Genomic DNA, 21825 nt, shown 5'->3' with positions numbered 1-21825 from the left:
TAGCAAAAAATAAGCCCCCATTCTATGCCGAATGGGGGCGGTGCATCTGCGGAATCGGGCGGTGCGTTGCGGTGCCCGTCCGCCTTGCCGCGCGCATGCGGTCCGGGTGCGTCAGGCCCGCGGCGCGCGGGAGTCCTGGCGTTCAGGCCGGCAGGCGCGCGTAGGTGGATTGCTTCAGGTCGCCCAGGAGATCGAACAGCATGGCCCGCGCGGACGGCGCCAGGCCGCCCAGCAGGGACTGGATCCAGGTGGCGTGCGCGCGCTGCATGCGGCGATGGTAGCGGCGGCCCTTCATGGTGAGGCGGATCAGCGAACTGCGGCGGTCCGAGTCGTCTTTCAGGCGTTCGACCAGGCCGTCTTTTTCCAGCTGGTCGGTGATGCCGGTGATGTTGCCGTTGGTGACCATCATCAGGCGGGACAGCTCGCTCATCTTCAGGCCCTTGGGGGCATGGGTGAGCTGCGACATCAGGTCGAAGCGCGGCAGCGTGGTCTGGAATTCGGTGCGCAGCCGGCTGCGCAGTTCGTTTTCGATCAGCGTGCAGCAGCTGAGCATGCGCAGCCACAGGCGCAGATCCTGCGGCTCCTGGCCGGTGGCCTGGGTTTCGAGATCCGGCACCGGGGGGGTGACGGCGGGGTGCTGGGTAGCGGCGTATTGGGTGTAGTCGGTCATGACGCGCCTCCTGGCGGACTTGATCAGAGCACGTCAAGTGTAGGGAACCGGAAGCGGCATGTCCTTGTCCTGCGTCAAGAAACTTGAAGTTCGGACTATTTAAGATGAGATCGGGCATGCAAGGGTTCCCATGGACCACTGCATGCCCGCCGAATCGGAGCCGCTTGCGGGCGGCGAGGTGCGGGGCTGTTGCTACAGCCGGGCGAAGACCCGGTCGGCCGCGTCCAGCGTCGCCTGGATGACGGCGTCGTCGTGAGTGGCCGAGACGAAGCCGGCCTCGAAGGCCGAGGGCGCGAAATGCACGCCTTCGGCCAGCATGCCGTGGAAGAAGCGCTTGAAGGCGTCGGTGTCGCTGGCGGAGACCTCGGCCAGGCTGGTCGGCACCGTGGCGCGGAAATACAGGCCGAACAGGCCGCCCTGCCAGTCGCCGCTGAAGGCCACGCCGTGGCGCCGCGCGCGCTCGACCAGGCCCTGGATCAGCAGGCCGGTCTGCCGGTGCAGGGCGTCGTAGAAGCCAGGCTCGGCCAGGCGGCGCAGGGTGACGCGCCCGGCGGCGACCGCCACCGGATTGCCCGACAGCGTGCCCGCCTGGTAGACCGCGCCCAGCGGCGCGATGCCGGCCATGATCTCGGCGCGGCCGCCGAAGGCGCCCACCGGCATGCCGCCGCCGATGATCTTGGCCAGCGTGGTCAGGTCGGGCGTGACGCCGCACAGGCCCTGCATGCCCTGCGGGCCCACGCGCAGCCCGGTCATGACCTCGTCGAAGATCAGCACCGCGCCGTGGCGCGTGCACAGGGCGCGCAGGCCTTCGAGGAAGCCGGCGGCCGGGCGCACCATGTTCATGTTGCCGGCGATCGGCTCGACGATGACGCAGGCGATGTCCTCGGGGTATTGGGCGAAGGCGGCCTCGACGGCGGCCAGGTCGTTGTAGTCCAGCACCAGGGTGTGCTGCACGAATTCGGGCGGCACGCCGGCCGAAGTGGGGTTGCCGAAGGTCAGCATGCCCGAGCCGGCCTTGACCAGCAGGCTGTCGGCGTGGCCGTGGTAGCAGCCCTCGAACTTGATGATCTTCGGGCGGCCGGTGTGGCCGCGCGCCAGCCGGATCGCCGACATGGTGGCCTCGGTGCCCGAACTGACCAGGCGCACCTGCTCGATCGAGGGAATGCGCTCGATGATGGCCTCGGCCAGTTCGATCTCGGCCTCGGTGGGCGCGCCGAAGGACAGGCCGTCCACGGCGGCGGCCTGCACGGCGGCGACGACTTCGGGATCGGCGTGGCCCAGGATGGCCGGGCCCCAGGAGCCGATGTAGTCGATGTAGCGGGTGCCTTCGGCATCCCACAGGTAGGGGCCCTGGGCGCGGGCGATGAAGGGCGGAGTGCCGCCCACGGAGCGGAAGGCGCGCACGGGCGAGTTGACGCCGCCCGGGATGGCGCGGCAGGCGCGGTCGAAGAGTTCGGTGTTGCGGGACATGGCGGGATTCCGGTTGCTGCGGGGTTTCGGGAAGGACCGGCGCGTGTCGGACGCGGCCGGACGGAGTTCATGGGCGGCCGGCATCGGCGTCGAACAGGGCGGCGCAGCGCCGCGCGGCGGCGCGGATGTCGGGGACCTCGAACAGGGCGCTGATCACGGCGATGCTGTCGGCGCCCGCCTGGATCACGGGGGCGGCGTTGTCGGGGGTGATGCCGCCGATCGCCACCACGGCCGCGCGCGGATGCCGCGGCGCGCCGGCGAGCGGTTCGCGGCCGGCCATGGCGCCGGCGGGGGCGCCGGACGCATGCGCCTCGGCCAGGCGGCGGCCGGCGCGGACGTGGCCCAGGGTGGCGTGCACGGCGTCGGGCTTGACGCGGGACGGATACATCGCGCCGAAGGCGATGTAGTCGGCGTCGTCCTGCAGCCGCCGGGCGGCCAGCCCGGGCTGGTCGTAGCAGGAGCAGCCGATCAGCTTGTCCGAGCCCAGCGCCAGGCGCGCCTGGGCGACGGCGCCGTCGTCGCGGCCCAGGTGGGCGCCGTCGGCGTCCAGGTCGGCCGCCAGGCGCCAGTCGTCGTTGACGATCAGGACCAGGCCCAGCCGCAGGCACAGCTCGCGCACCGCGCGGGCCTGGGCGCGCAGTTCGGCCTGGGCACCGTGCTTGCGGCGCCATTGCAGGGCGGTCATGCCGCCGGCATGGGCCTGTTCGATGGCGGCCAGCATGCGGTCGGTGTCGGCCCAGTCGGGCGTGACGCCGTACAGGCCGCGCGGGAAACGGGTCGTGTCCCGCGCGCTCATCGGACCGCCCTCCTGCGGCGGGAGGCCGGAGCGGAATGCGTCGTGGCGCAGCGCGAAGCGGCACGGCATGCGGCAGGCATGAGGGAGCGTGAATCGGCGCGGCATGCGATGGCCATGGGCAAGCGTGAGGCAATGCGGCATGCGGCGGCCATGGCGCGGCGTGCGGCGGTCATGGCGCGGCGTGCAGCGGTCATGGCGCGGCGTGCAGCAGGATGCGCTGCCCCATGCCGGGGTGGAAGTGCCGCTCCAGCAGGGCGGTGGCGGTGGCCACGGCCTGGGGGACGGCCTCCGCCGGATCCAGTCCGCGCGCCAGCAGGCAGCACAGCACCGTGGCGAGCAGGCTTTCGGCGTCGCCCGTGCGCACGCGCGGAGTGGGCCAGGGCCAGCGGCTGCCGGGCTGCTCCTGCGCGTGTAGGATCAGGCCGTTCAGCCCGGGGCCGAGCGCCGCATTGCAGCACAGGACCAGCGGCGCGCCGAATTCGTGCAGGGCGCCAATCGGATCGTCGGCCCGGGCCGAGGACAGCAGGCCCTGGCCGGCCCATTGCTCCGGCAGGCGGGCGTCGACGACGACGATGTGCGCCTGGGGCACCAGCAGTTCGAGCAGCGCGCCGACGGTTTCCTCGGGGTCCAGGTCTTCCAGGTCGGACACCGGCGGCGGCGCGCTCAGCTGCAGCACCAGGGGCAGCGCGCTGTAGTCGGCCGCGATCTGCGCCAGCGTCGAGATGGTTTCGGGGTCGTACTGCGGGCCGATCTTCAGCGCGCCGATGGCCATGTCTTCCAGCAGGCAGCGGGCCTGGTCGTCGATCAGGTCCGGCGTCAGGCGCTGGATGGTTTCCGTGCCGGCGGTATCCTGGACGTGGATGGCGGTGGCCACCGATCCCGCGTGCGCGCCCAGGCCGGCGCAAATGACCGCGTCGATCGGCAGGTGACTGGCCCCGCTGGGATCGAACGGACCGAAAATCAGGGGCAGGGGGACGGAGGAGGAGTCGGGCGCGGGCATGACGGCGGAAGAAGCGGCCGGTCGCCACGGCCGGCGGTTGATGTACAGCGGTTGGTGTACGGCGGTTTGTGTACGGCGGTTTGTGTACTATGGCACCCATTCTAATCGAATGATGCCCTGCGCCCGCCGAATCGGAGAAGATGAGGATTTGATTGTCATGCGAACCTGGATGTGCCTGATCTGCGGCTGGATCTACGACGAGGCGGCCGGCTTCCCGGAAGACGGGATCGCGCCCGGCACGCGCTGGGAGGACGTGCCGCCCAACTGGGTCTGCCCCGAATGCGGCGCCCGCAAGGAAGACTTTGAATTGATCGAGATCTGAGGCTTCGTCCCCACAGGCCCTGTGGGTGTTCGAGGGCGTTTCTGATACTCTAGCATCATGGGCACGGGGAGCCTCTGAACAAGTCCTCGCGCCGCGTGCATCTGCGGACTCGGGCGGTCTGCGGCGTTGTTCATCCTCGCCATGGCACCGGCCATGGCTGCGGTTCGCGCCTTGCATCCCATCCCGATCCGCGGCGCCCGCTTTCCGCTCGACTTATTCAGAGGCTCCCTCGGGGCCGGACTACAAGGGGACCGCCATGACGACAGTACCGTATGTTTCCGACGCCGGTTCACGCATCGACCTGTCCCGGCAGTTCCTGCTGGCCATGCCGGGGATGGTGTCGGGCGAGCTGGCCAATACCGTGATCTACGTCTGCGAACACACCGAGCACGGCGCGCTGGGGCTGGTGATCAACCGGCCCACCGATCTCACCATCGGCGACCTGCTGCAGCGCATCGACCTGACCCTGTCCCTGGAAATCGGCCCGGTGCGCAACGCGCCGGTCTTCTTCGGCGGCCCGGTGCAGACCGATCGCGGCTTCGTGCTGCACGTGCCGCGCGGCACATACAGCTCCAGCATCGAGCTGGGCGGCGACGTGGCGCTCACCACGTCCCGCGACGTGCTCCAGGACGTCGCCGCCGGCCACGGCCCGTCCCGGCTGCTGGTGACGCTGGGCTATGCCGGCTGGGGCGCGGGCCAACTGGAAGACGAGCTCGCCCGCAACGCCTGGCTGAACGTGCTGGCGTCCAACGACATCCTGTTCGACACGCCCGCCGAGGACCGCTACGACGCCGCCCTGGCCCAGTTGGGCATCCGCGCCTCGATGCTGGCCAGCGACGCGGGCCATGCCTGACCCCGTGCCGCAGCGCGAGCCTTGCCCTTCCGGGCGGGATCGAGCGGGGCCCTGCCTGTCCGGTGCCGAAGCCACCCCCGCCCAGGGGCGGAGCGGCTCCAGCCCGCGGGCCGGAGCGCGCCCATCCGAACAGACGCTGCTGGCCTTCGATTTCGGCCTGAAGAAAATCGGCGTGGCGCTGGGCAATACCCTGACGAACCATGCCCGCCCCCTGTGCATCCTGACGCCCGCCACGCGCGAGCAGCGTTTCGCCCAGGTCGGCGCCCTGCTGGCCGAATGGCAGCCCGATCGCGTGATCGTGGGACTGCCCCTCACCCTGGATGGCGGCGAACAGCCCGCCTCGCAGCACAGCCGCCGCTTCGCGCACCAGATCGAGGGGCGCTTCCGCGTGCGCGTGGTGCTGGTGGACGAGCGCGGTTCCAGCCTGGAGGCCCAGCAGCTCCTGGGCAGCCGCGCGCCGGACGACGCCATGGCCGCCGCCGTGATCCTGCAGCGCTACCTCGACGACCCGGCGCGTGCGGGCGCCGCCGGTCCGCGGTGAGGCCGGATTGGACCAACCCCCGCCCGCGCCCGGCGGCCAGGCCGCCCGCCCGGGTATGATGAGCGCCATTGCCCGTTCGGGGCGGAGGATGCCGGTGGCGCCGTTTCTGTTCCTGTTGCGTTTCGTCTGCGTGTCGGCCTGGGTCCTGCTGGGCCTGGCGACCGAGCTGGTGGTGTTTCCGGCCCTGAGCCGCCGCCGGCGGCGCCAGATCGTGGGCGCGTGGTCGCGGGGGCTGCTATGGCTGTGCGGGGTCCGCGTGCGCCGCCTGGGCGAGCCCGTGAAACGGGGCGCCGTCCTGTGGGTGGCCAATCACGTCTCGTGGGTGGACATCTTCGTGCTCAACGGCGTGCGCACCACGTCCTTCGTCGCCAAGAGCGACATCCGGCGCTGGCCGGTGATCGGCCTGCTGGTGGCCTGGGCGGGCACGCTGTTCATCGACCGGCGCTCCCGGCACGCGGTGCGCACCGCCGGCCGCCAGATGCGCACCTGCTTCGAGCGGGGCGAGGCCGTCGGGCTGTTCCCCGAAGGCACGACCACGGACGGCGCGGACGTGCTGCCCTTCCACGCGGGCCTGTTCGACGCCGCCGTGCGGGCCGGCGTGCCGACGCAGCCGGTGGCCCTGCGCTTCCTCAAGCGCGGCCGGCGGGCGCCGGAACTGGCCTTCGTCGGCGAGCAGACGCTGGTGGCAAACCTGTGGTTCCTGCTCGGGGCCCGGGGCGTGACGGTCGAATGCATCTTCCTGGCGCCGATCCCGGCGCAGGACGCCCCGGTGCGGGGCGAACTGGCGCGCCGCGCGCATGCCGCCATCCGGGCGGCCGTGCGCGGCGAGTGAGCGCGCCGGTCCCGGCGGGAATCCATGGGGGGATCGCGGCCGCCGCACGGCCGGGCGGGGCCGCGCGCGGCCTCAGCGGCAGGCGGCGCAGTCCTGCTGGATGATGCGGTGGTCGCGCAGCCGCAATGCGGTCAGCGCGCGCCCCCAGACGCAGCCGGTATCCAGGCAGATCGCGTCGGGACGGATGTGCAGGCCCAGGGCGGACCAGTGGCCGAAGATCACCGGCACGGCGGGGTCGCGCCGTCCGGGCAGCTCGAACCAGGGCATCATCCCCGGCGTGGCGTGGGGTTCGCCCTTGTGGTGGAAGTCCATGCGGCCGTCGGCATGGCAGACCCGCATGCGGGTCAGGGCGTTGACGATCACCCGCATGCGGTCCGGCCCGCGCAGGGCGTCGTCCCATTGCAGGGGCTCCTCGCCGTACAGGTCGTGCAGGGCGGGGTGCCAGTCGGGCTGGCGCAGCGCGGTTTCGATCTCGCCGGCCAGGGCCTGGGCCTGCTCCAGGGTCCAGGCGGGCAGGATGCCGGCGTGCACCATGACGTGTCCGCGGTCGCGCACCAGCAGCGGCAGGTGGCGCAGCCAGTCGATCAGCTCGGCGGCATCGGGCGCGTCCAGGACGTCCTGGATCGTGTCGGACCTGCCCGGCGGGCGCACTCCGGCCACCACGGCCAGCAGGTGCAGGTCGTGGTTGCCCAGGATGGGGCGGGCGCGGGCGCCCAGCGCGCGGATCAGGCGCAGCGCCCCCAGGGAATCGGGGCCGCGATTGACCAGGTCTCCGGCGAACCACAGCTCGGTGTCGGGGCGGGCGAGCTCGGGATGGGCCAGCAGGGCGCGCAGCGCGCCCGCGCAGCCCTGCACGTCGCCGATGACCCAGACGTCGCCCCCGGGGGCGTCGGCCGCCGGGGATGCTTCGGACACGGACGCAAGCGTCATGCGGGGCTCCGCTGGAGCCGGCGCTGGCGCAACCACATGGACAGCGGGTGGCGGTGCTCCATGCCCAGCAGGGCCAGCAGGGCGGCGGCCTGGCCGGCCAGGCTGGGCACCAGCGCCGTGGCCCAGGGCGGCCAGTCGCCCAGCATGCCGGCGTTCAGGGCCAGCTGGTTGAGCATGAAGAAGCCCACCCCCAGGATGATGCCGGCGAACACCTTGATGCCGACCCCGCCGCGGCGCGTCTGCATGAAGCCGATCGGCGCGGCGATGGTGACCATGACCAGCAGGGTGAAGGGATAGGCGATCTTGCGCCACAGGGCGACTTCCTGGCGGTCGGTCTGCAGCTGGTTCTGCTTCAGGTAGCGGATGTAGTCCAGCAGGTCCGAGATCGCCATGCGCTCGGGCGTGAGGATGCGGGCGATCAGGCGTTCGGGCGTGAGCGAGGTGGGGACGACGCGCTGGTCCAGGTGGACGAGCTCGCTGATGGGCGCGGCGGGAATGCGGGCGTCGGCCAGGGCGTCGGCGGATTCGGGGTGGATGCGCGTCTCGGTCAGGTCGCGCAGCACCAGGCGTCCCTGCTCGAACTGCCCCGCGGCGGCCTGGACGGTGGCCCGCAGCGCGCCGTCTCCGGCGAATTCGTAGAGCATCACGTCGTCGACGCGGCCCTTGCCGGAGAGCTGGCCGATGTTGATGATGCGGGTGCCGCCCCGGTCGTCGGCTTCCTTGAACCAGTAGCCGCTGGACAGCCGGCCGCCGTCGGTGCGGCCCAGCAGCGCCAGGCGGGACTCGCTGCCGCGCAGTTCCGCCGCCGGGGTGATGAATTCCGACAGGACGAAGGCGCCCAGCACCAGCGGGATGGTGATCAGCCACAGGGCCACCAGCAGGCGCATGCCGCTGACCCCCGATGCCCGCAGGATGGTGAGTTCGTTGCGCTGCGCGAGCCCCGCCAGCGCCAGCACCGCGCCGATCAGCAGGCCGATGGGCAGCAGTTCGTACAGGTGGTTGGGGACGTCCAGGGCCTGCAGGTAGAACAGGTTCAGCAGGGTCAGGCGCTGGCCGACCTTGTCCAGGCCTTCGATCAGCGCGAAGAACATGAAAAGGCCGACCAGCGCCACCAGCACGACGGCGGTCGAGCGGTAGATTTCGCGGGCGATGTAGCGACGGGCCGTGCGCATGGACGGAAACGCGGAGGAAACCTCAATAGTACCCCGAACGGCGGCGAAGACCGGGGCCGCGTCCGCCCGCGGCGTTTCCCGGCGGAGGGAGCGTCCTTTCCGGGCGCGCCCCGCCTACGGCACCGCCACCTGCCGCATGCGCGCACGCACGGTGGCCGCGTGGGACTGCAGGTAGGCGGTGGCGCCGTGGCGGTCGTAGTAGGCGGGGTTGGGCAGCATGGCCGCCAGGCGCGAGGCCTGCCCGGCCGACAGGCGCGCCGCGTCCGTGCGGAAGTAGTGCCGCGCGGCGGCCTGGGCGCCGAAGGTGGCGGCGCCCCACTGGGCCACGTTCAGGTAGAGCTCCAGGATGCGGCGCTTGCTCATCACGCCCTCGATCATGTAGGTGAGGATCAGCTCCTGGCCCTTGCGCAGGTAGTTGCGCGAATTCGACAGGAACAGGTTCTTGGCGAGCTGCTGGGTGATCGTGGAGCCGCCGCGCCGCCGCGCGCGGCCCAGGTCGGCCTGGCGCTGGTTGTAGGTCCAGGCCTTGCGGATCGCGTCCCATTCGACGCCGTCGTGGTCGACGAAGCCGCTGTCCTCGGAGGCGATCACGGCGCGCTTCAGGTGGGTGCTGATGCGCTCGTACGGCACCCACTCGTAGGCGAGCCGGGCCTGGGGATCGTCGGCCCGCAGGGCGTTGAGCGTGTCCCGCATGATGGGGGTGGCGGAAGGATTGCGGAAGTTGAACCAGACCACCATGCCCAGCAGGCCGATCTGGTACAGGAAGGCGGCGCACAGCGCCGCCAGCAGGACGGTGGTGATGATCTTCCGGCCCGGCGCGCTCACTGGACGATCCTCCGCGCGATGCGCTCCGGGATCCGCGCTGGGGGGCGGCCCGGCGCGCTCATGGCGCCCCCGCCCCTGTATCCAGGCCGTCGCGGGTGAAGTGCCAGGTCCGCGTGATGGCGAGGATGTCGGTGTGGCGCGCCAGTTCCGGCGGCAGCGGGTCGAAGGGCGCGGCCAGTTCGACGATGCGCCGGGCGGCGCTGTTCAGGACGGCCTTGTCCGAGGGCCGGTCGAACTCGATGTGGTCCAGGCTGCCGTCGCGCCGGATGTAGACGGTGAGCTGCAGGTCGCCGTAGATGCGGCCGCGCGCCTCGGGCGGGTAGTGCTGCGTGCCGATCAGCTCGATGCGCTGGCGCCAGGCCTCGACGTAGCGGGCGTCGTCCGACGCCCGGGCGGACGGGGCGGTGAAGGTCTGGCGGGGCAGGGCGTTGTAGCGCTCGATGCGCTCCTTCAGGGCGGCGATGCGGGCGCTGAGCACCAGGCTGTCCTGCTGGCGGTCGTCCTCGCCCGGCTCGGCGCTGCGGCCCAGCAGTTCCGGGGCGGGGCGGGCCGCCGGGACGGTGTCCAGGGCTTCCAGCTGCGCCAGCAGGCGGCGCTGCTCGGCCTCCAGTTCGGCCTGCCGCCGCCGCAGCGCGGCCAGCACGGTTTCCTCGGCGCTGCCGTCGGTGGTCCGGGGCAGGGGGGACGAGGCCATGCCCTGCGCCTGGTCGCCGCCGCCGTCCAGGTCCTGCTGGGCCAGCGCCTGTGGATTCAGCGGCGCCTGCTCGCTGCGGCTGTTGACCAGGGTGACTTCCAGCGTGGAGGACTGCGTCGCCGGCGGTGCGGGAGGCGCGCCGTGCCAGGCCAGCAGCGCGGCGTGGGCGGCCAGGGACAGCAGCAGGGCCGCCGCCATGCGGCCGCGGCCTTCGTGCCGGTATTCCAGCAGTCGCAGCGGCAGCGGCAGCGTGTCCATGGCAACGCGACTCCCCGAAGTAGTGTGGCCGGGCCCTAGCCCGCTTCCCGCAGGCGGCACTCGATGTCCAGGCCGATCTCATCGTAGCCCAGGATGTCCAGCCGCACTTCGTGGCCGCGCTCGTATTCGGGCAGGCCGTTGATGCGGGTGACGAAGGGCGCGCAGGCCAGCCGGACCAGGTTTTCCCGCAGCACGTGGGCGCGCACTTCCTTCAGGCCCTGCTGCTGCAGCCAGCGGATGCACCAGTAGCGCTCCATCGAGGACTGGAATTCGCCCCACAGCGTGTATTGCGAATCGAAGGCGCCGATCAGGGCGTACAGGTCCGCGTCCTTGGGCTTGAAGGGCGCCGCCAGGCGCGCGGAGACGCCGTGCTCGGCCGCCGCCAGGATCTGGCCCTGGTTGACCAGGTCCACGTAGCGGCGCAGCGGCGAGGTCGACCAGATGTACTGCGGCACGGCGATGGATTCGTGCGGCAGCGCCTGGGTGGACATGCGCGTGCGGCCCATCTGCTGGGACCGGTAGATGCCGGGCACGCCGTGGCGCGCCAGCAGGGCGCCCCATTGCGTATTGGCGAGGATCATGTATTCGGCCACCAGCCGGTCCAGCGGAGCGTTGCGCTGGCGCGGCACCAGGCGCACGATCGAATCCGGGTCGTCGGGCGGGCCTTCGATCTCGAAGCCGTATTCGATGCGGTCGTTGTTTTCCGGCTTGCCGCGCGTGCGGTCGCGCACCGCGCACAGCGCCTGCGCGAGCTGCCACAGCGGGCGCAGCCAGTGGGCGTGCGGCAGGGGCGCCGCCGGATCGGCCAGCGCGGCCTCGGTGACCTCGTCGATGCGGCCGTGGCGCAGGTTGGCGGCCACCCGGATGCGTTCCAGCCGGGTCTCGGCTTCCAGGATCTCGCCGTCGGCCACGCGGCCAGTGACGTACAGCGACAGGGCCGGGCGCCACTGCCCCTCGTCCAGGGAAAAGGCGGCGATCAGCTCGCGCGGCAGCATGGGGATCTTGTCGCCCGGCATGTAGACGGTGGACATGCGCGCGCGCGCCTGCTCGTCCAGCGCGCTGCCGCGCGTGACGGCCAGGGCCGGCACGGCGATGTGGATGCCGACGCGGACCGTGCCGGGCGCGGGGATGGAGACCGACAGGGCGTCGTCGATCTCGATGGTGCTGGCGTCGTCCAGGGAATAGGCCTCGACCTCGACCTGCGGCAGGTCCGCACCCCAGTCCTGCACGTCCACGGGCGGCCATTGCGTGCCGCGGGGGAAGTGGGCCGACAGGAAGCGGTCGCGCATCATGGCCAGGGGGTGGGGCCAGACGCCCAGCGACAGCAGCAGCCGCTCGGGGCTGATGCCGGACTGCTGCACGGCGGCGTCGAAGGCCTTCCATTCCAGCGTGTTCTTGTCGGGCCGGTCCAGGAAGGTGGCAGCGACGGGCTTCAGGGCGTCGGGCAGCGTGCCCGCCAGCAGCGCCTCGGTCCATTCCGCCTGCAACTCGGCCTGGCGGCGCTTTTTCTCGATGGCGGCCAGCGCGGCCTGCAGGATGTCGGGCGGCGCGGGGCGGAAGGCGCCCTTGCCGCGCCGGTGGAAATAGGCCGGCGCGGCCGACAGGGCCAGGATGGTGGCGGTCTTCTCCACCGCGTCGGGCGCGTGGCCGAAATATTCCTCGGCCAGGGCGGCGGCCTCGAATTCCTGCTGTGGCGCGCATTCCCACAGGAAGCCCGCGTCCAGCGTGGCCGCCAGGGTTTCGGCCGCGGGCAGCAGGGTGTCGGGCGCGGGCTGCTCGAAGGTGAACAGCACGGCGTTGCGCTTGATCTTGCTGCGCTTGCCGCTGGCCGATTCGACCTGCAGCGAGGTGTCGGCTTCGGAGAAAATGGTTTCGGCCTTGAGCTTGCCGGCGTCTTCGTAGAGAACGTGCATACAGGAGAAAGGGGACCGCTGGGTTCAGGGGGAAGACCGGGGGCGGCGGCGCGCCAGCCTGTCGAGGAGGGTCTGGTGGATGCCGCCGAAGCTGCCGTTGCTCATGACGAGCACCTGGTCGCCGGGCTGCGCCGCGTCGCACACGGCGTCGGCCAGCGCGTCCAGGTCGTCGCCCGTCCACAGGCGCTCGCCCAGGCCGGCCAGCACCTGCCGGGGATCCCAGCCCAGGGCGTGGCGGCCCTGGGTGGCGCCGTGGCAGAAGACCCGGTCGGCGCCGGCCAGCGCCGCCGGCAGCCGGGCCGCCATCGTGCCCAGCTTCATGGTGTTGGAGCGCGGCTCGATCACCGCCAGGATGCGGGTGTGCGGGCCGACGCGGCGGCGCAGGCCGTCCAGGGTGGTGGCGATGGCGCTGGGGTGGTGGGCGAAATCGTCGTAGACGGCCACGCCGTCCCGCGTGCCGCGCAGTTCCAGGCGGCGGCGCACGCCCTGGAAGCGGTTCAGGGCGGCGATGCCGTCTTCCGCCGCGATGCCGGCGTGCCGGGCGGCGGCCAGGGCGGCCAGGGCGTTGGCCTGATTGTGGGCGCCGGCGAGCGACCAGTCCAGCGTTCCCGCCGGACGGCCGCGGTGCAGGATGCGGCAGCGCCGGCCGTCGTCCGTTTCCGGCTCCGCCTGCCAGTCGCCGCCCGGACCGAAGGTCTCGACCGGGGTCCAGCAGCCGCGCGCCAGGACGCGGTCCAGGGCGTCGCTGGCCGCCGGCCGGACGAGATGCCCCGATGCCGGGACGGTGCGCACCAGGTGGTGGAACTGGGTCTCGATCGCGGCCAGGTCGGGGAAGATGTCGGCGTGGTCGTATTCGAGATTGTTCAGGATGGCGGTGCGCGGCCGGTAGTGGACGAACTTCGAGCGCTTGTCGAAGAAGGCCGTGTCGTATTCGTCGGCCTCGATCACGAAGTGGCGCCGCGCCGGGTCGTAGCGGGCCGAGACGCCCAGGTCGGGCGCCACGCCGCCGATCAGGAAGTTGGCGGGCTCGCCGGACTGCTCGAAGATCCAGGCCAGCATGGCGCTGGTCGTGGTCTTGCCGTGCGTGCCCGCCACCGCCAGGACGTGCTGGCCGCCCAGGACGTGGTCGGCCAGCCATTGGGGGCCGGAGGTGTAGGGCAGGCCCTGGTCCAGGATGGCCTCCATCAGCGGATTGCCCCGGCTGACCACGTTGCCGACCACGTACAGGTCCGCGCCCAGGCCGGTCTGGCCGGCGTCGAAGCCTTCGATCAGGTCGATGCCCTGCTCGCGCAGCTGCGTGCTCATGGGCGGATAGACGCCCGCGTCGCAGCCGGTGACCCGATGGCCCGCCGCGCGGGCGATCAGGGCCAGGCCGCCCATGAACGTGCCGCAGATTCCCAGTATGTGTACGTGCATCGTATCCTCCGGCCTGTATTGTAAGGGTGCGCGGGCCGGGGCTTCCGCTTTGCGGGCCGCCGCCGCCCGGACCGGCCCGCGCCGCGGCCCAATGCTATGATGGACGAGGCCGGACGCGCCTGGGTCCCTGCGGACCCTGGCGCGCCTGACGAATCCGGGCGGCCTGCGGGCCGCGGGACGGACGGACAGCATGGAGCATGTTCCCTACATGGACAGGCGGAAATTCTTGCACGCGGTTTCCCTGGCGACGCTGGGGCTTGCGGCGGGCGCGCGCGGCGCGGCGGCCTCGATGCTGCCGGCCGATCCGGTGTTCGGCCGCACCTTCGCCGATCTGCAGGGCCGCGACCAGGCCCTGTCGGCCTATGTGGGCCGGCCGGTGCTGATGAATTTCTGGGCCAGCTGGTGCGCGCCCTGCGTGCGCGAGATGCCCCTGCTCGAAACCCTGCACCAGCGCCATCCCGACCTGGCCGTGCTCGGGCTGGCCATCGACACCCAGGCCAACGTCGAGCGCTTCCTGAAAAAGGTGCAGGTGTCCTATCCCCTGCTGCTCACCGGCACCCAGGGCATCCCGCTGATGCGCGAGCTGGGCAACAAGGGCGGCGGCCTGCCGTTCACCCTGCTGTTCGACCGCCGCGGCCGCGTCGCCGATTCGGTCATGGGCGAACTCAGGCCGGACGACATCGAGGCCCGGCTGGGGCAGATACTTTAAGTTTCAATAATTAGTGTTCCAGCCCCTCGCAGGGCTGTTTTTATGGACAAATCGGCGGTTTTAGCGTAAAAAGGCGCTTTGAAGGGTACCCTCATACCCAGGATCAGGCGGCTTCGGGCAGGAGTCCTGGGCTGCCCGCTGGCAGCAGCAACACATGTGGCCGTCGTGGATTCTCCCCGCATCGCCGGGGTCGGACCGACGGCGCATTTGTTTTCGCCGCCCGGATCCGACCATCGAACGGCCCGCCCCCCGTATGGGCCAGCACACAGGAATTTATCGTCATGGATCTCCGAAAACTGAAAACGCTGATCGACCTGGTGGCCGATTCGGGTATCGCCGAACTGGAAATCACCGAGGGCGAGGGCAAGGTCCGCATCGTCAAGTTCGCCCAGCCCGCCGCGGGCGCCCCGGTGGCCGTGGCCGCCGCGCCGGCCCAGGTCGTGGCCGCGCCCGCGCCCGCGGCCGCCCCCGCGCCGGCCGCCGCCCCGGCGCCCGCCGCTCCGCAGGGCCATCAGGTCAAGGCGCCGATGGTCGGCACCTTCTACCGTTCGCCCAATCCGAACGCCGCGGCCTTCGTCGAGGTCGGCCAGGCCGTCAAGGAAGGCGATCCCCTGTGCATCATCGAGGCGATGAAGCTGCTCAACGAGATCGAGGCCGACAAGTCCGGCGTCATCAAGGAAATCCTCGTCGAGAACGGCGAACCGGTCGAATATGGCCAGCCCCTGTTCATCATCGCCTGAGCGCCATGTTTGAAAAAATCCTGATCGCCAATCGCGGCGAAATCGCCCTGCGGGTCCTGCGCGCCTGCCGCGAGCTGGGCGTCAAGACCGTGGTCGTGCACTCCGAGGCCGACCGCGATGCCAAATACGTGCGCCTGGCCGACGAATCCGTCTGCATCGGGCCGGCCACGCCGCGCGACAGCTATCTGAACATGCCGGCGCTGATCTCGGCCGCCGAAGTCACCGACGCCGAGGCCATCCACCCCGGCTACGGCTTCCTGTCGGAAAACGCCGATTTCGCCGAGCGCGTGGAAAAGAGCGGCTTCGTCTTCATCGGACCGCGTCCCGAGAGCATCCGCACCATGGGCGACAAGGTCAGCGCCAAGCAGGCGATGATCGCCGCCGGCGTGCCGGTCGTGCCGGGTTCGGGCGGCGCGCTGCCCGACGACCCCAGGGAAATCCAGCGCATCGCCGCCGAGGTCGGCTATCCGGTCATCATCAAGGCCGCGGGCGGCGGCGGCGGGCGCGGCATGCGGGTGGTCTACACCGAGGCGGCCCTGCTCAACGCGGTGGCCATGACGCGCACCGAGGCCGGCGCCGCCTTCAACAATCCCGAGGTCTACCTCGAAAAATTCCTGGAAAACCCGCGCCACATCGAGATCCAGGTGCTGGCCGACGGCGAGGGCAAGGCCGTCTGGCTGGGCGAGCGCGACTGCTCCATGCAGCGCCGCCACCAGAAGATCATCGAAGAGGCGCCCGCCCCGGGCATCGAGCGCGCCCTGGTCGAGCGCATCGGCGAACGCTGCGCCGAGGCCTGCCGCCAGATGCGCTACCGTGGCGCCGGCACCTTTGAATTCCTCTACGAGAACGGCGAATTCTTCTTCATCGAGATGAACACCCGCATCCAGGTCGAGCACACGATCACCGAGATGATCACCGGCATCGACCTGGTCCAGCAGCAGCTGCGCATCGCCGCCGGCGAGAAATTCACCCTGCGCCAGCGCGACGTCCACCTGCGCGGCCATGCGATCGAATGCCGGATCAACGCCGAGGACCCGTACAAGTTCACGCCCAGCCCCGGCAGGATCACCAACTGGCACACGCCGGGCGGCCCGGGCGTGCGCATGGATTCGCACGTGTTCACCGGCTACACCGTGCCGCCCTACTACGACTCGATGATCGCCAAGCTCATCACCTATGGCGACGACCGCCACCAGGCGATCATGCGCATGGACATCGCCCTGTCGGAAATGATCGTCGAGGGGGTGCAGACCAATATCCCGCTGCACCGCGAGCTGATGCAGGACGCCCGATTCGTCGAAGGCGGCACCAGCATCCACTACCTCGAACAGAAGCTCGCCGCGCGCGCCTGAGGTCCGGCATGCGAGAGCTGGTGCTGAACTGCGCGGAAAGCCAGGCCGAGGCCTGGTCCGACGCCCTGCTGGAAGCCGGCGCCCTGGCGGTGTCCGTCGAGGACGCCGACGGCGACACCGAGCACGAACGGGCGCTGTTCGGCGAGCCGGGCACGGAGCCCGAGGTCCTCGCCTGGCGGCGCAACCGCCTGGTGGCCCTGCTGGCCGACGGCGACGATCCCGCCCACCTGCTGGCCGCGCTGGACGGCCTGGCCGGGCCCGCGCCGGGGGCGGGCGACTGGCGCCTGCGCGACGTGCCGGACGCCGACTGGGTGCGCCTGACGCAGTCCCAGTTCGGCCCCATCGTCGTGAGCGAGCGCATCTGGATCGTGCCGAGCTGGCACCGCGACGATGCCGGCCTGCCCGCGGCCGGCGCCCGGGACGGCATCGTGCGCATCGAGCTCGACCCGGGCCTGGCCTTCGGCACCGGCAGCCACCCCACCACGCACCTGTGCCTGGAATGGCTCGCGGCCCATCTGCGGGGCGGCGAGACCGTGCTGGACTACGGCTGCGGCTCCGGCATCCTGGCGATCGCCGCGCGCCTGCTGGGCGCGGGCCCGACCCGGGGCGTGGACATCGACGAACAGGCGGTGCTGGCCACGGCGCGCAACGCGGCCGCCAACCGCGTGGACGTCCAGGCCTGCCTGCCCGACGACCTGCCCGCCGGCGCCAGCCAGGTGGTGGTCGCCAACATCCTCTCCAATCCGCTCAAGCTCCTGGCACCCATGCTGGCGGCGCGGGTCGCCCCCGGCGGGCGGCTGGCGCTCTCCGGCGTGCTGGAGCGCCAGGCCGACGAGGTCTGCCAGGCCTACGCGTCGCACCTGCCCCTGCACGTCTGGGCGGCCCGCGACGGCTGGGTCTGCCTGACGGGGCGCAGGGACTGAAGGGCGCCGTGGCGATGGACCTGACCACGCGCTGCCCGAAATGCGGGACCGTGTTCCAGGCGGGCCTGTCCGACCTGCAGCTGCGCAAGGGCTACATCCGCTGCGTGCAGTGCGCCCATATCTTCGACGGCTATGCCGAGGTGGTCTCCGATGCGTCCGAGACGCCGGCGTCCCCGGCGGCGCCGCGCCCGGCCGCCGCCCAAGCGCCGTCCGCGCCCTCCGCCCCGTTCGCATCATCCGTCCCCTTCGTTCCGCCCGCTTCTGCCGCCCCGCCCGCGCCGCCCGCTCCCTCCGTTCCTTCCGCGCCCTCCGTTCCTTCCGCGCCTTACGCCGCCTCTCCGTCCTTCACCACATCGGCCGCATCGGCCGGGCCCGCCGGGCCCGCGGCCGAGCCGCCGCCCCAGGTGATCCGCTCCGGCCGCCCGGTGGCGGGGCGGCCCCAGTCCGAGCCGGCGCCGGTGTTCCGCATCGGCGTCGCGCCCTGGCCCGACGACCGCCCCGAGCCCCGTCTCGGCCAGGCGGCGGGCGGGCCGGCGCCGCGGCCGGTCGAGGAAATCCTGGCCGACGAGGGCTGGGTGCCCGATGCCGGCGCCGCGCCGGTCTTCGGCCGGGCCGAGCCGCCTCCCCAGGAGGCGCCCTTCGTGGTCGAGGCCCGGCCGGGGCACCGCAGCCAGGGCGGCTCGGCCGCCCCCCTGCTGCGCGACGAGGATGCCCCGGGCTGGTGGGATGCGCTGCTGCGCTTCGGCGCCTGGCTGCTGTTCATCCTGCTGCTCGTCCTGCTGGCCGCGCAGGCCGTCTACGTCTACCGCGCCCAGATCGCCCGGATGGTGCCCGCGCTGCGGCCGGCGCTGGAACGCGCCTGCGTGCCGCTGCGCTGCCAGGTGCCCTATGCGCGGGACATCGCCCACATCGCCATCACCGGCTCCGCGCTCAAGGCGGCCGATGCCGGCGCCGCGGCCGGCCGCGCCGGGACCGGGCGGGCCGAGGGCGGCCGGACCGAAGGCGGGGCCGACGGCCAGGCGTCCGCCGAGCAGCATTTCGTGCTGCACGCCACCCTGCGCAACCGCGCCGAACAGCCGCAGGAATGGCCGACCCTGATCCTGGACCTGAAGGACGCCGCCGGCACGCTGCTGGTGCGCCGCAACCTGTCGCCCGCCGACTACCTGGGGGCCGCCCGCGCCGCCGAGCCCTTCGCCGCCCTCAGCGAAGTCCTGGTGCGCGTCCCCCTGACCGTGAGCGGCGTCCGCGTCAACGGCTACCAGCTCGACCTCTTCTATCCCTGAAGGAATTCCCCCGCCATGTCCAAGGACGTCCTGATCTGCGGTTCCATCGCCTTCGACACCATCGCCGTGTTTGAAGGCCGGTTCCGCGACCATATCCTGGCCGACAACATCAAGTCCCTCAGCGTGTCGTTCTTCGCGCCCCTGCTGCGCAAGGAATACGGCGGCTGCGCCGGCAACATCGCCTACAGCCTGAAGCTGCTGGGCGGGCGGCCCGTGCCCGTCGGCACCGTGGGCCAGGACGCCGACGACTACCTGCAGCGCCTGCGCGCGCTGGACATCGACACCCGCCTGGTGCGCGTGCTGCCCGACACCTACACGGCGCAGTGCCACATCATCACGGACCAGGAAAACAACCAGATCGCCTCGTTCCACCCGGGGGCGATGCTGCGTTCGGCCGAGAACGACCTGAGCGGCAACGCCGCGTGCTGGGCCATCGTCTCGCCCGATTCCAAGGAAGGCATGTTCGTCCACGCCGAGCGCCTGCGGGCCGCCGGCATCCCCTTCATCTTCGACCTGGGGCAGGCGATGCCGCTGTTCGACGGCGACGAGCTGCTGCGCATGCTGGACATGGCCAGCATCCTGACCGCCAACGACTACGAGGCCAGCGTGATCGAGGAGCGCACGGGCCGTTCCATCCAGGCGCTTGCCGCCGGTCTGCAGGCGGTGGTGGTGACCCGTGGCGGCGAGGGCGCCTCGCTGTTCGTGGGCGAGGAACGCACCGACATTCCGGCCCCGCCCGCGGCCCGCATCGTGGACCCGACCGGCTGCGGCGACGCGCACCGCGCCGGCCTGCTGTACGGCCTGGCGCACGGCTGGTCCCTGCGCGACGCCTGCTGCTTGGCGAACGTCATGGGCAGCTTTAAAATCGCCCACAGGGGTCCGCAAAACCATGGCCCGTCGCGCACCGACGTCGCGGCGGCGCTGCAGACGCACTACGGCATCGACGCGGGCCCGCTCGCCTGAGCCGGGCACGGCCTCCTTTTCGGGGGCGTTTCTTTCTCACTCCAGGAGTCAGCCCATGGCGATCCTCACCCATGCATTCTCGTCCCGCGCGGCGCGCCTCGCCGCCGCCGCGGGGATCTCCCTGTCGCTGCTCGCCCTGGCCGGCTGCGCCAACCAGTCCGCCTCCAGCTCGGTCTACACCTACGGCCAGGCCCAGCAGGAGCAGATCGTGCGCTACGGCACCGTGGTGTCCGTGCGCTCCGTGGTCATCCAGTCCGACAAGCCTTCGGGCGTCGGCGCGATCGGCGGCGCGGCGCTGGGCGGGGTGGCGGGCAGCGCCATCGGCGGCGGCCGCGGCCAGATCCTGACCTCGATCGGCGGCGCGCTGCTGGGCGGCCTGGCCGGCAACGCGATCGAAAACCAGGTGGGCAAGACCAACGGCCTGGAAATCACCGTGCGTCTGGACAACGGCGAAACCCGCGTCATCGCCCAGGCGGCCGACGTGCCGCTCAGTTCCGGCCAGCGCGTGCAGGTGATCAGCGGCGGCGGCCCCACCCGCGTCGTGCCGATGTAATTCGCGCCGCCGTCATCGATCCGGGCTTCCCGGATGCGCAAAGGCCCGGCATTGCCGGGCCTTTGCATTGTGATCGGCCGGGTGGATCGCCCCGGGCCCGGCTCAGCCGAAGGTCGTGAAGACCAGGTGATTGAGCACCATCATGGCGATCTGGGCCAGCACCAGCAGCACCAGGGGGGACAGGTCCAGCCCGCCCATGCGCGGCAGGATCCGGCGGATGGGATCGAGCAGCGGCGCGGTCAGGGTGTAGAGCACCGGCATGATGGGCGACAGGGGATTGATCCAGGACAGGATGGCCTGGATCAGCGTCACCCAGACGATCACGTTGAACAGCCATTTCAGGCCGACCAGCAGGCCCGACAGCAGCAGGGGGCCGATGGCCGAGGCGGCGGGCATCAGGCCGCCCATGGCGACCAGCCAGGTCAGCAGCAGATACAGGATCGCCGTGAGCCAGCAGGCCAGGATGCTGGACCAGTCGAACCGGCCGCTGCCGGGCACGATCCGGCGGATCGGCCGCACCAGCCATTCCGTGGCCCGCAGGATGGCCTGGGAAAACGGGTTGAAGGGATGCAGGCGGATGGCGAACATCCAGGCCCGCAGGATCAGGGCGATGCCGAAGAGCTGGAAAACGATGTCGATCAGGAACTGCAGGATGTCTTGGGCCATGCGGTGCTCGTAGGCTGCGGAAAAACAGCGGTCATTGAGTAGCGCTCATTGTCGCATCAAGCGCCCGTGTCTGGCGAATGAAAAGGCCCGGCGGATGCCGCCGGGCCTGGTGTGCCGCGTATGTCCTGCCCCGGGGAAAGGACGGGCCGATGCGCTCAGGGCCGCTTGCCGGTGGGGAAGGGCCAGGCGCCGGCGGGGTTGGCGTCGGTGCGCGCCTCGGGGGCGGGCGTGTCGGGCTTGGCGGCGGCTTTCCTGGCTGCCGGTTTGGCCGGCGCAGGCTCGGATGCGGCGGCCGGCTTGGCCGCCTTTTTCGCGGGGGCCTTGGCCGCCTTCTTGGCGGCGGCCTTTTTCGCCGGCGCTTTTTTCGCCGCGGTCTTGGCCGCGGTTTTCTTGGCCGGGGCGGCGGTCTTGGCGGCGGTCTTTTTCACCGCGGTCTTCGTGGCGGCGGTCTTGGTTGCAGCGGATTTGGCCGCGGCGGTCTTGGTCGCGGCCGCTTTCTTCGGCGCGGCCTTGGTGGCCGCGGACTTCACCGGCGCGGCTTTCTTGGCGGCGGCCTTGACGGCGGTTTTCTTGGCGGGGGCGGCCTTCTTGGCGGCGGCTTTCACCGGCGCCGCTTTTTTGGCGGGCGCGGCTTTCTTGGCCGGAGCGGCTTTCTTGACGGAGGTTGCGGGGGAGGCTTGCTTGGCGGCCGGGGCGGACTTCTTGGCTGCCGGTTTGGGTGCGGACTTCGGGGCTGCGGATTTCTTGGCCGGTGCGACAGAGGCCTTCTTGGCGGTTGCCATCGTCATGCTCCTTGGGATCGAAGAGGGTGTCCACCCATTTGATATGACCCCCACGGGGCGTGCGGCTCATCTCAAATGGCGCAGGCGCGCAATATCACGAATATTGCACGCCTTCAAGTCTAGCGTAAGCCCTGTCGCGTTCCAAGCACTATTCCAGGCGCG

At 71.3% G+C, this 21825-nt stretch carries 23 protein-coding genes; 11 read left to right on the top strand and 12 right to left on the bottom strand.

Annotated features, from left to right (window positions below; translation table 11 throughout):
- Nucleotides 1-142 precede the first annotated feature (142 nt).
- The 4 genes from BN940_RS17235 to thiD form a co-directional block, all read right to left on the bottom strand.
- Nucleotides 143-670, bottom strand: a complete 528-nt coding sequence (locus BN940_RS17235; protein WP_052355993.1) for a MarR family winged helix-turn-helix transcriptional regulator — start codon at nucleotides 668-670, stop codon at nucleotides 143-145.
- Nucleotides 671-862: 192 nt separating this feature from the next.
- Nucleotides 863-2140: a glutamate-1-semialdehyde 2,1-aminomutase gene (gene hemL, locus BN940_RS17230; RefSeq protein ID WP_043685097.1), complete on the bottom strand. Its 1278-nt coding sequence runs from the start codon at nucleotides 2138-2140 to the stop codon at nucleotides 863-865.
- 67 nt (nucleotides 2141-2207) lie between these two features.
- Nucleotides 2208-2936 carry a thiamine phosphate synthase gene (thiE, locus tag BN940_RS17225; protein WP_043687970.1) on the bottom strand — a complete coding sequence of 243 codons (729 nt, stop codon included), beginning with the start codon at nucleotides 2934-2936 and terminating at the stop codon, nucleotides 2208-2210.
- Between the two features lie 190 nt (nucleotides 2937-3126).
- A complete protein-coding gene (thiD, locus tag BN940_RS17220) occupies nucleotides 3127-3936 on the bottom strand; it encodes a bifunctional hydroxymethylpyrimidine kinase/phosphomethylpyrimidine kinase (RefSeq protein WP_052355992.1) in 810 nt (269 codons plus the stop codon).
- 157 nt (nucleotides 3937-4093) lie between these two features.
- Between thiD and BN940_RS17215 the strand changes: the two genes are divergently transcribed.
- The 4 genes from BN940_RS17215 to BN940_RS17200 all read left to right on the top strand — a co-directional run bounded on the left by BN940_RS17215 (nucleotide 4094) and on the right by BN940_RS17200 (nucleotide 6484).
- A complete protein-coding gene (locus BN940_RS17215; protein ID WP_043685094.1) occupies nucleotides 4094-4258 on the top strand; it encodes a rubredoxin in 165 nt (54 codons plus the stop codon).
- A gap of 256 nt (nucleotides 4259-4514) precedes the next feature.
- Nucleotides 4515-5111, top strand: a complete 597-nt coding sequence (locus tag BN940_RS17210) for a YqgE/AlgH family protein (protein ID WP_043685092.1) — start codon at nucleotides 4515-4517, stop codon at nucleotides 5109-5111.
- Between the two features lie 136 nt (nucleotides 5112-5247).
- The gene (gene ruvX / locus BN940_RS17205) at nucleotides 5248-5652 is read left to right on the top strand and encodes a Holliday junction resolvase RuvX (RefSeq protein WP_043687965.1); all 405 of its coding nucleotides are present in this window, start codon (nucleotides 5248-5250) and stop codon (nucleotides 5650-5652) included.
- Between the two features lie 88 nt (nucleotides 5653-5740).
- Nucleotides 5741-6484 carry a lysophospholipid acyltransferase family protein gene (locus BN940_RS17200; protein ID WP_043685089.1) on the top strand — a complete coding sequence of 248 codons (744 nt, stop codon included), beginning with the start codon at nucleotides 5741-5743 and terminating at the stop codon, nucleotides 6482-6484.
- A gap of 72 nt (nucleotides 6485-6556) precedes the next feature.
- On the opposite strand, the gene BN940_RS17195 is transcribed toward BN940_RS17200, so the two are convergent.
- From BN940_RS17195 to mpl, 6 genes are all read right to left on the bottom strand, one after another.
- Nucleotides 6557-7414, bottom strand: a complete 858-nt coding sequence (locus BN940_RS17195) for a symmetrical bis(5'-nucleosyl)-tetraphosphatase (protein WP_052355991.1) — start codon at nucleotides 7412-7414, stop codon at nucleotides 6557-6559.
- Nucleotides 7411-8586, bottom strand: coding sequence for an LPS export ABC transporter permease LptG (lptG, locus tag BN940_RS17190; protein ID WP_043685087.1), 1176 nt, complete (start codon nucleotides 8584-8586; stop codon nucleotides 7411-7413). The genes BN940_RS17195 and lptG overlap by 4 nt, the downstream gene beginning before the upstream one ends.
- Nucleotides 8587-8700: 114 nt before the next feature.
- Complete coding sequence (gene mtgA, locus BN940_RS17185; protein WP_043685085.1) at nucleotides 8701-9411, bottom strand: monofunctional biosynthetic peptidoglycan transglycosylase; 711 nt, start codon at nucleotides 9409-9411, stop codon at nucleotides 8701-8703.
- 58 nt (nucleotides 9412-9469) lie between these two features.
- Nucleotides 9470-10363 (bottom strand): energy transducer TonB, encoded by an 894-nt coding sequence (locus tag BN940_RS17180; protein ID WP_043685083.1) that lies wholly within the window; start codon nucleotides 10361-10363, stop codon nucleotides 9470-9472.
- Between the two features lie 35 nt (nucleotides 10364-10398).
- The gene (locus BN940_RS17175) at nucleotides 10399-12276 is read right to left on the bottom strand and encodes a ribonuclease catalytic domain-containing protein (RefSeq protein ID WP_043685081.1); all 1878 of its coding nucleotides are present in this window, start codon (nucleotides 12274-12276) and stop codon (nucleotides 10399-10401) included.
- Nucleotides 12277-12300: 24 nt separating this feature from the next.
- The gene (gene mpl, locus BN940_RS17170) at nucleotides 12301-13692 is read right to left on the bottom strand and encodes a UDP-N-acetylmuramate:L-alanyl-gamma-D-glutamyl-meso-diaminopimelate ligase (protein ID WP_043685078.1); all 1392 of its coding nucleotides are present in this window, start codon (nucleotides 13690-13692) and stop codon (nucleotides 12301-12303) included.
- 226 nt (nucleotides 13693-13918) lie between these two features.
- On the opposite strand from mpl, the gene BN940_RS17165 reads away from it, so the two are divergent.
- The 7 genes from BN940_RS17165 (at nucleotide 13919) to BN940_RS17135 (ending at nucleotide 20215) form a co-directional block, all read left to right on the top strand.
- Nucleotides 13919-14401, top strand: a complete 483-nt coding sequence (locus BN940_RS17165) for a TlpA family protein disulfide reductase (RefSeq protein ID WP_242404227.1) — start codon at nucleotides 13919-13921, stop codon at nucleotides 14399-14401.
- A gap of 281 nt (nucleotides 14402-14682) precedes the next feature.
- The gene (gene accB, locus BN940_RS17160) at nucleotides 14683-15141 is read left to right on the top strand and encodes an acetyl-CoA carboxylase biotin carboxyl carrier protein (protein ID WP_043685074.1); all 459 of its coding nucleotides are present in this window, start codon (nucleotides 14683-14685) and stop codon (nucleotides 15139-15141) included.
- Nucleotides 15142-15146: 5 nt separating this feature from the next.
- Nucleotides 15147-16493: an acetyl-CoA carboxylase biotin carboxylase subunit gene (accC, locus tag BN940_RS17155; RefSeq protein WP_043685071.1), complete on the top strand. Its 1347-nt coding sequence runs from the start codon at nucleotides 15147-15149 to the stop codon at nucleotides 16491-16493.
- An 8-nt stretch (nucleotides 16494-16501) separates the two neighbouring features.
- Entirely contained in the window at nucleotides 16502-17416 is a 915-nt protein-coding gene (gene prmA, locus BN940_RS17150) for a 50S ribosomal protein L11 methyltransferase (RefSeq protein ID WP_043685068.1), read from the top strand.
- Between the two features lie 14 nt (nucleotides 17417-17430).
- Entirely contained in the window at nucleotides 17431-18699 is a 1269-nt protein-coding gene (locus tag BN940_RS17145) for a zinc-ribbon and DUF3426 domain-containing protein (RefSeq protein WP_043685066.1), read from the top strand.
- A 15-nt stretch (nucleotides 18700-18714) separates the two neighbouring features.
- Nucleotides 18715-19662: a carbohydrate kinase family protein gene (locus BN940_RS17140; RefSeq protein ID WP_043685063.1), complete on the top strand. Its 948-nt coding sequence runs from the start codon at nucleotides 18715-18717 to the stop codon at nucleotides 19660-19662.
- 55 nt (nucleotides 19663-19717) lie between these two features.
- Nucleotides 19718-20215: an outer membrane lipoprotein gene (locus BN940_RS17135; protein ID WP_043685060.1), complete on the top strand. Its 498-nt coding sequence runs from the start codon at nucleotides 19718-19720 to the stop codon at nucleotides 20213-20215.
- Nucleotides 20216-20317: 102 nt separating this feature from the next.
- Here BN940_RS17135 and BN940_RS17130 read toward each other — a convergent pair whose 3' ends face one another.
- A complete protein-coding gene (locus tag BN940_RS17130; protein WP_043685057.1) occupies nucleotides 20318-20881 on the bottom strand; it encodes a YggT family protein in 564 nt (187 codons plus the stop codon).
- A gap of 155 nt (nucleotides 20882-21036) precedes the next feature.
- Nucleotides 21037-21663, bottom strand: a complete 627-nt coding sequence (locus BN940_RS17125; RefSeq protein WP_043685054.1) for a hypothetical protein — start codon at nucleotides 21661-21663, stop codon at nucleotides 21037-21039.
- Nucleotides 21664-21825 lie beyond the last annotated feature (162 nt).

The organism is Castellaniella defragrans 65Phen (assembly GCF_000612685.1).
Classification (GTDB): domain Bacteria; phylum Pseudomonadota; class Gammaproteobacteria; order Burkholderiales; family Burkholderiaceae_B; genus Castellaniella; species Castellaniella defragrans.
The sequence above is the reverse complement of the archived record's forward strand: the minus strand, read 5'-3'. Positions and strand labels throughout refer to the sequence as shown.

Bases quoted from the DNA above. Each gene is read 5' to 3' on its own strand.
- BN940_RS17235 (WP_052355993.1), bottom strand. From the start codon at position 670: ATGACCGACTACACCCAATACGCCGCTACCCAGCACCCCGCCGTCACC.
- hemL (WP_043685097.1), bottom strand. From the start codon at position 2,140: ATGTCCCGCAACACCGAACTCTTCGACCGCGCCTGCCGCGCCATCCCG.
- thiE (WP_043687970.1), bottom strand. From the start codon at position 2,936: ATGAGCGCGCGGGACACGACCCGTTTCCCGCGCGGCCTGTACGGCGTC.
- thiD (WP_052355992.1), bottom strand. From the start codon at position 3,936: ATGCCCGCGCCCGACTCCTCCTCCGTCCCCCTGCCCCTGATTTTCGGT.
- BN940_RS17215 (WP_043685094.1), top strand. From the start codon at position 4,094: ATGCGAACCTGGATGTGCCTGATCTGCGGCTGGATCTACGACGAGGCG.
- BN940_RS17210 (WP_043685092.1), top strand. From the start codon at position 4,515: ATGACGACAGTACCGTATGTTTCCGACGCCGGTTCACGCATCGACCTG.
- BN940_RS17200 (WP_043685089.1), top strand. From the start codon at position 5,741: ATGCCGGTGGCGCCGTTTCTGTTCCTGTTGCGTTTCGTCTGCGTGTCG.
- BN940_RS17195 (WP_052355991.1), bottom strand. From the start codon at position 7,414: ATGACGCTTGCGTCCGTGTCCGAAGCATCCCCGGCGGCCGACGCCCCC.
- lptG (WP_043685087.1), bottom strand. From the start codon at position 8,586: ATGCGCACGGCCCGTCGCTACATCGCCCGCGAAATCTACCGCTCGACC.
- BN940_RS17180 (WP_043685083.1), bottom strand. From the start codon at position 10,363: ATGGACACGCTGCCGCTGCCGCTGCGACTGCTGGAATACCGGCACGAA.
- BN940_RS17175 (WP_043685081.1), bottom strand. From the start codon at position 12,276: ATGCACGTTCTCTACGAAGACGCCGGCAAGCTCAAGGCCGAAACCATT.
- mpl (WP_043685078.1), bottom strand. From the start codon at position 13,692: ATGCACGTACACATACTGGGAATCTGCGGCACGTTCATGGGCGGCCTG.
- accB (WP_043685074.1), top strand. From the start codon at position 14,683: ATGGATCTCCGAAAACTGAAAACGCTGATCGACCTGGTGGCCGATTCG.
- accC (WP_043685071.1), top strand. From the start codon at position 15,147: ATGTTTGAAAAAATCCTGATCGCCAATCGCGGCGAAATCGCCCTGCGG.
- prmA (WP_043685068.1), top strand. From the start codon at position 16,502: ATGCGAGAGCTGGTGCTGAACTGCGCGGAAAGCCAGGCCGAGGCCTGG.
- BN940_RS17145 (WP_043685066.1), top strand. From the start codon at position 17,431: ATGGACCTGACCACGCGCTGCCCGAAATGCGGGACCGTGTTCCAGGCG.
- BN940_RS17140 (WP_043685063.1), top strand. From the start codon at position 18,715: ATGTCCAAGGACGTCCTGATCTGCGGTTCCATCGCCTTCGACACCATC.
- BN940_RS17135 (WP_043685060.1), top strand. From the start codon at position 19,718: ATGGCGATCCTCACCCATGCATTCTCGTCCCGCGCGGCGCGCCTCGCC.
- BN940_RS17130 (WP_043685057.1), bottom strand. From the start codon at position 20,881: ATGGCCCAAGACATCCTGCAGTTCCTGATCGACATCGTTTTCCAGCTC.
- BN940_RS17125 (WP_043685054.1), bottom strand. From the start codon at position 21,663: ATGGCAACCGCCAAGAAGGCCTCTGTCGCACCGGCCAAGAAATCCGCA.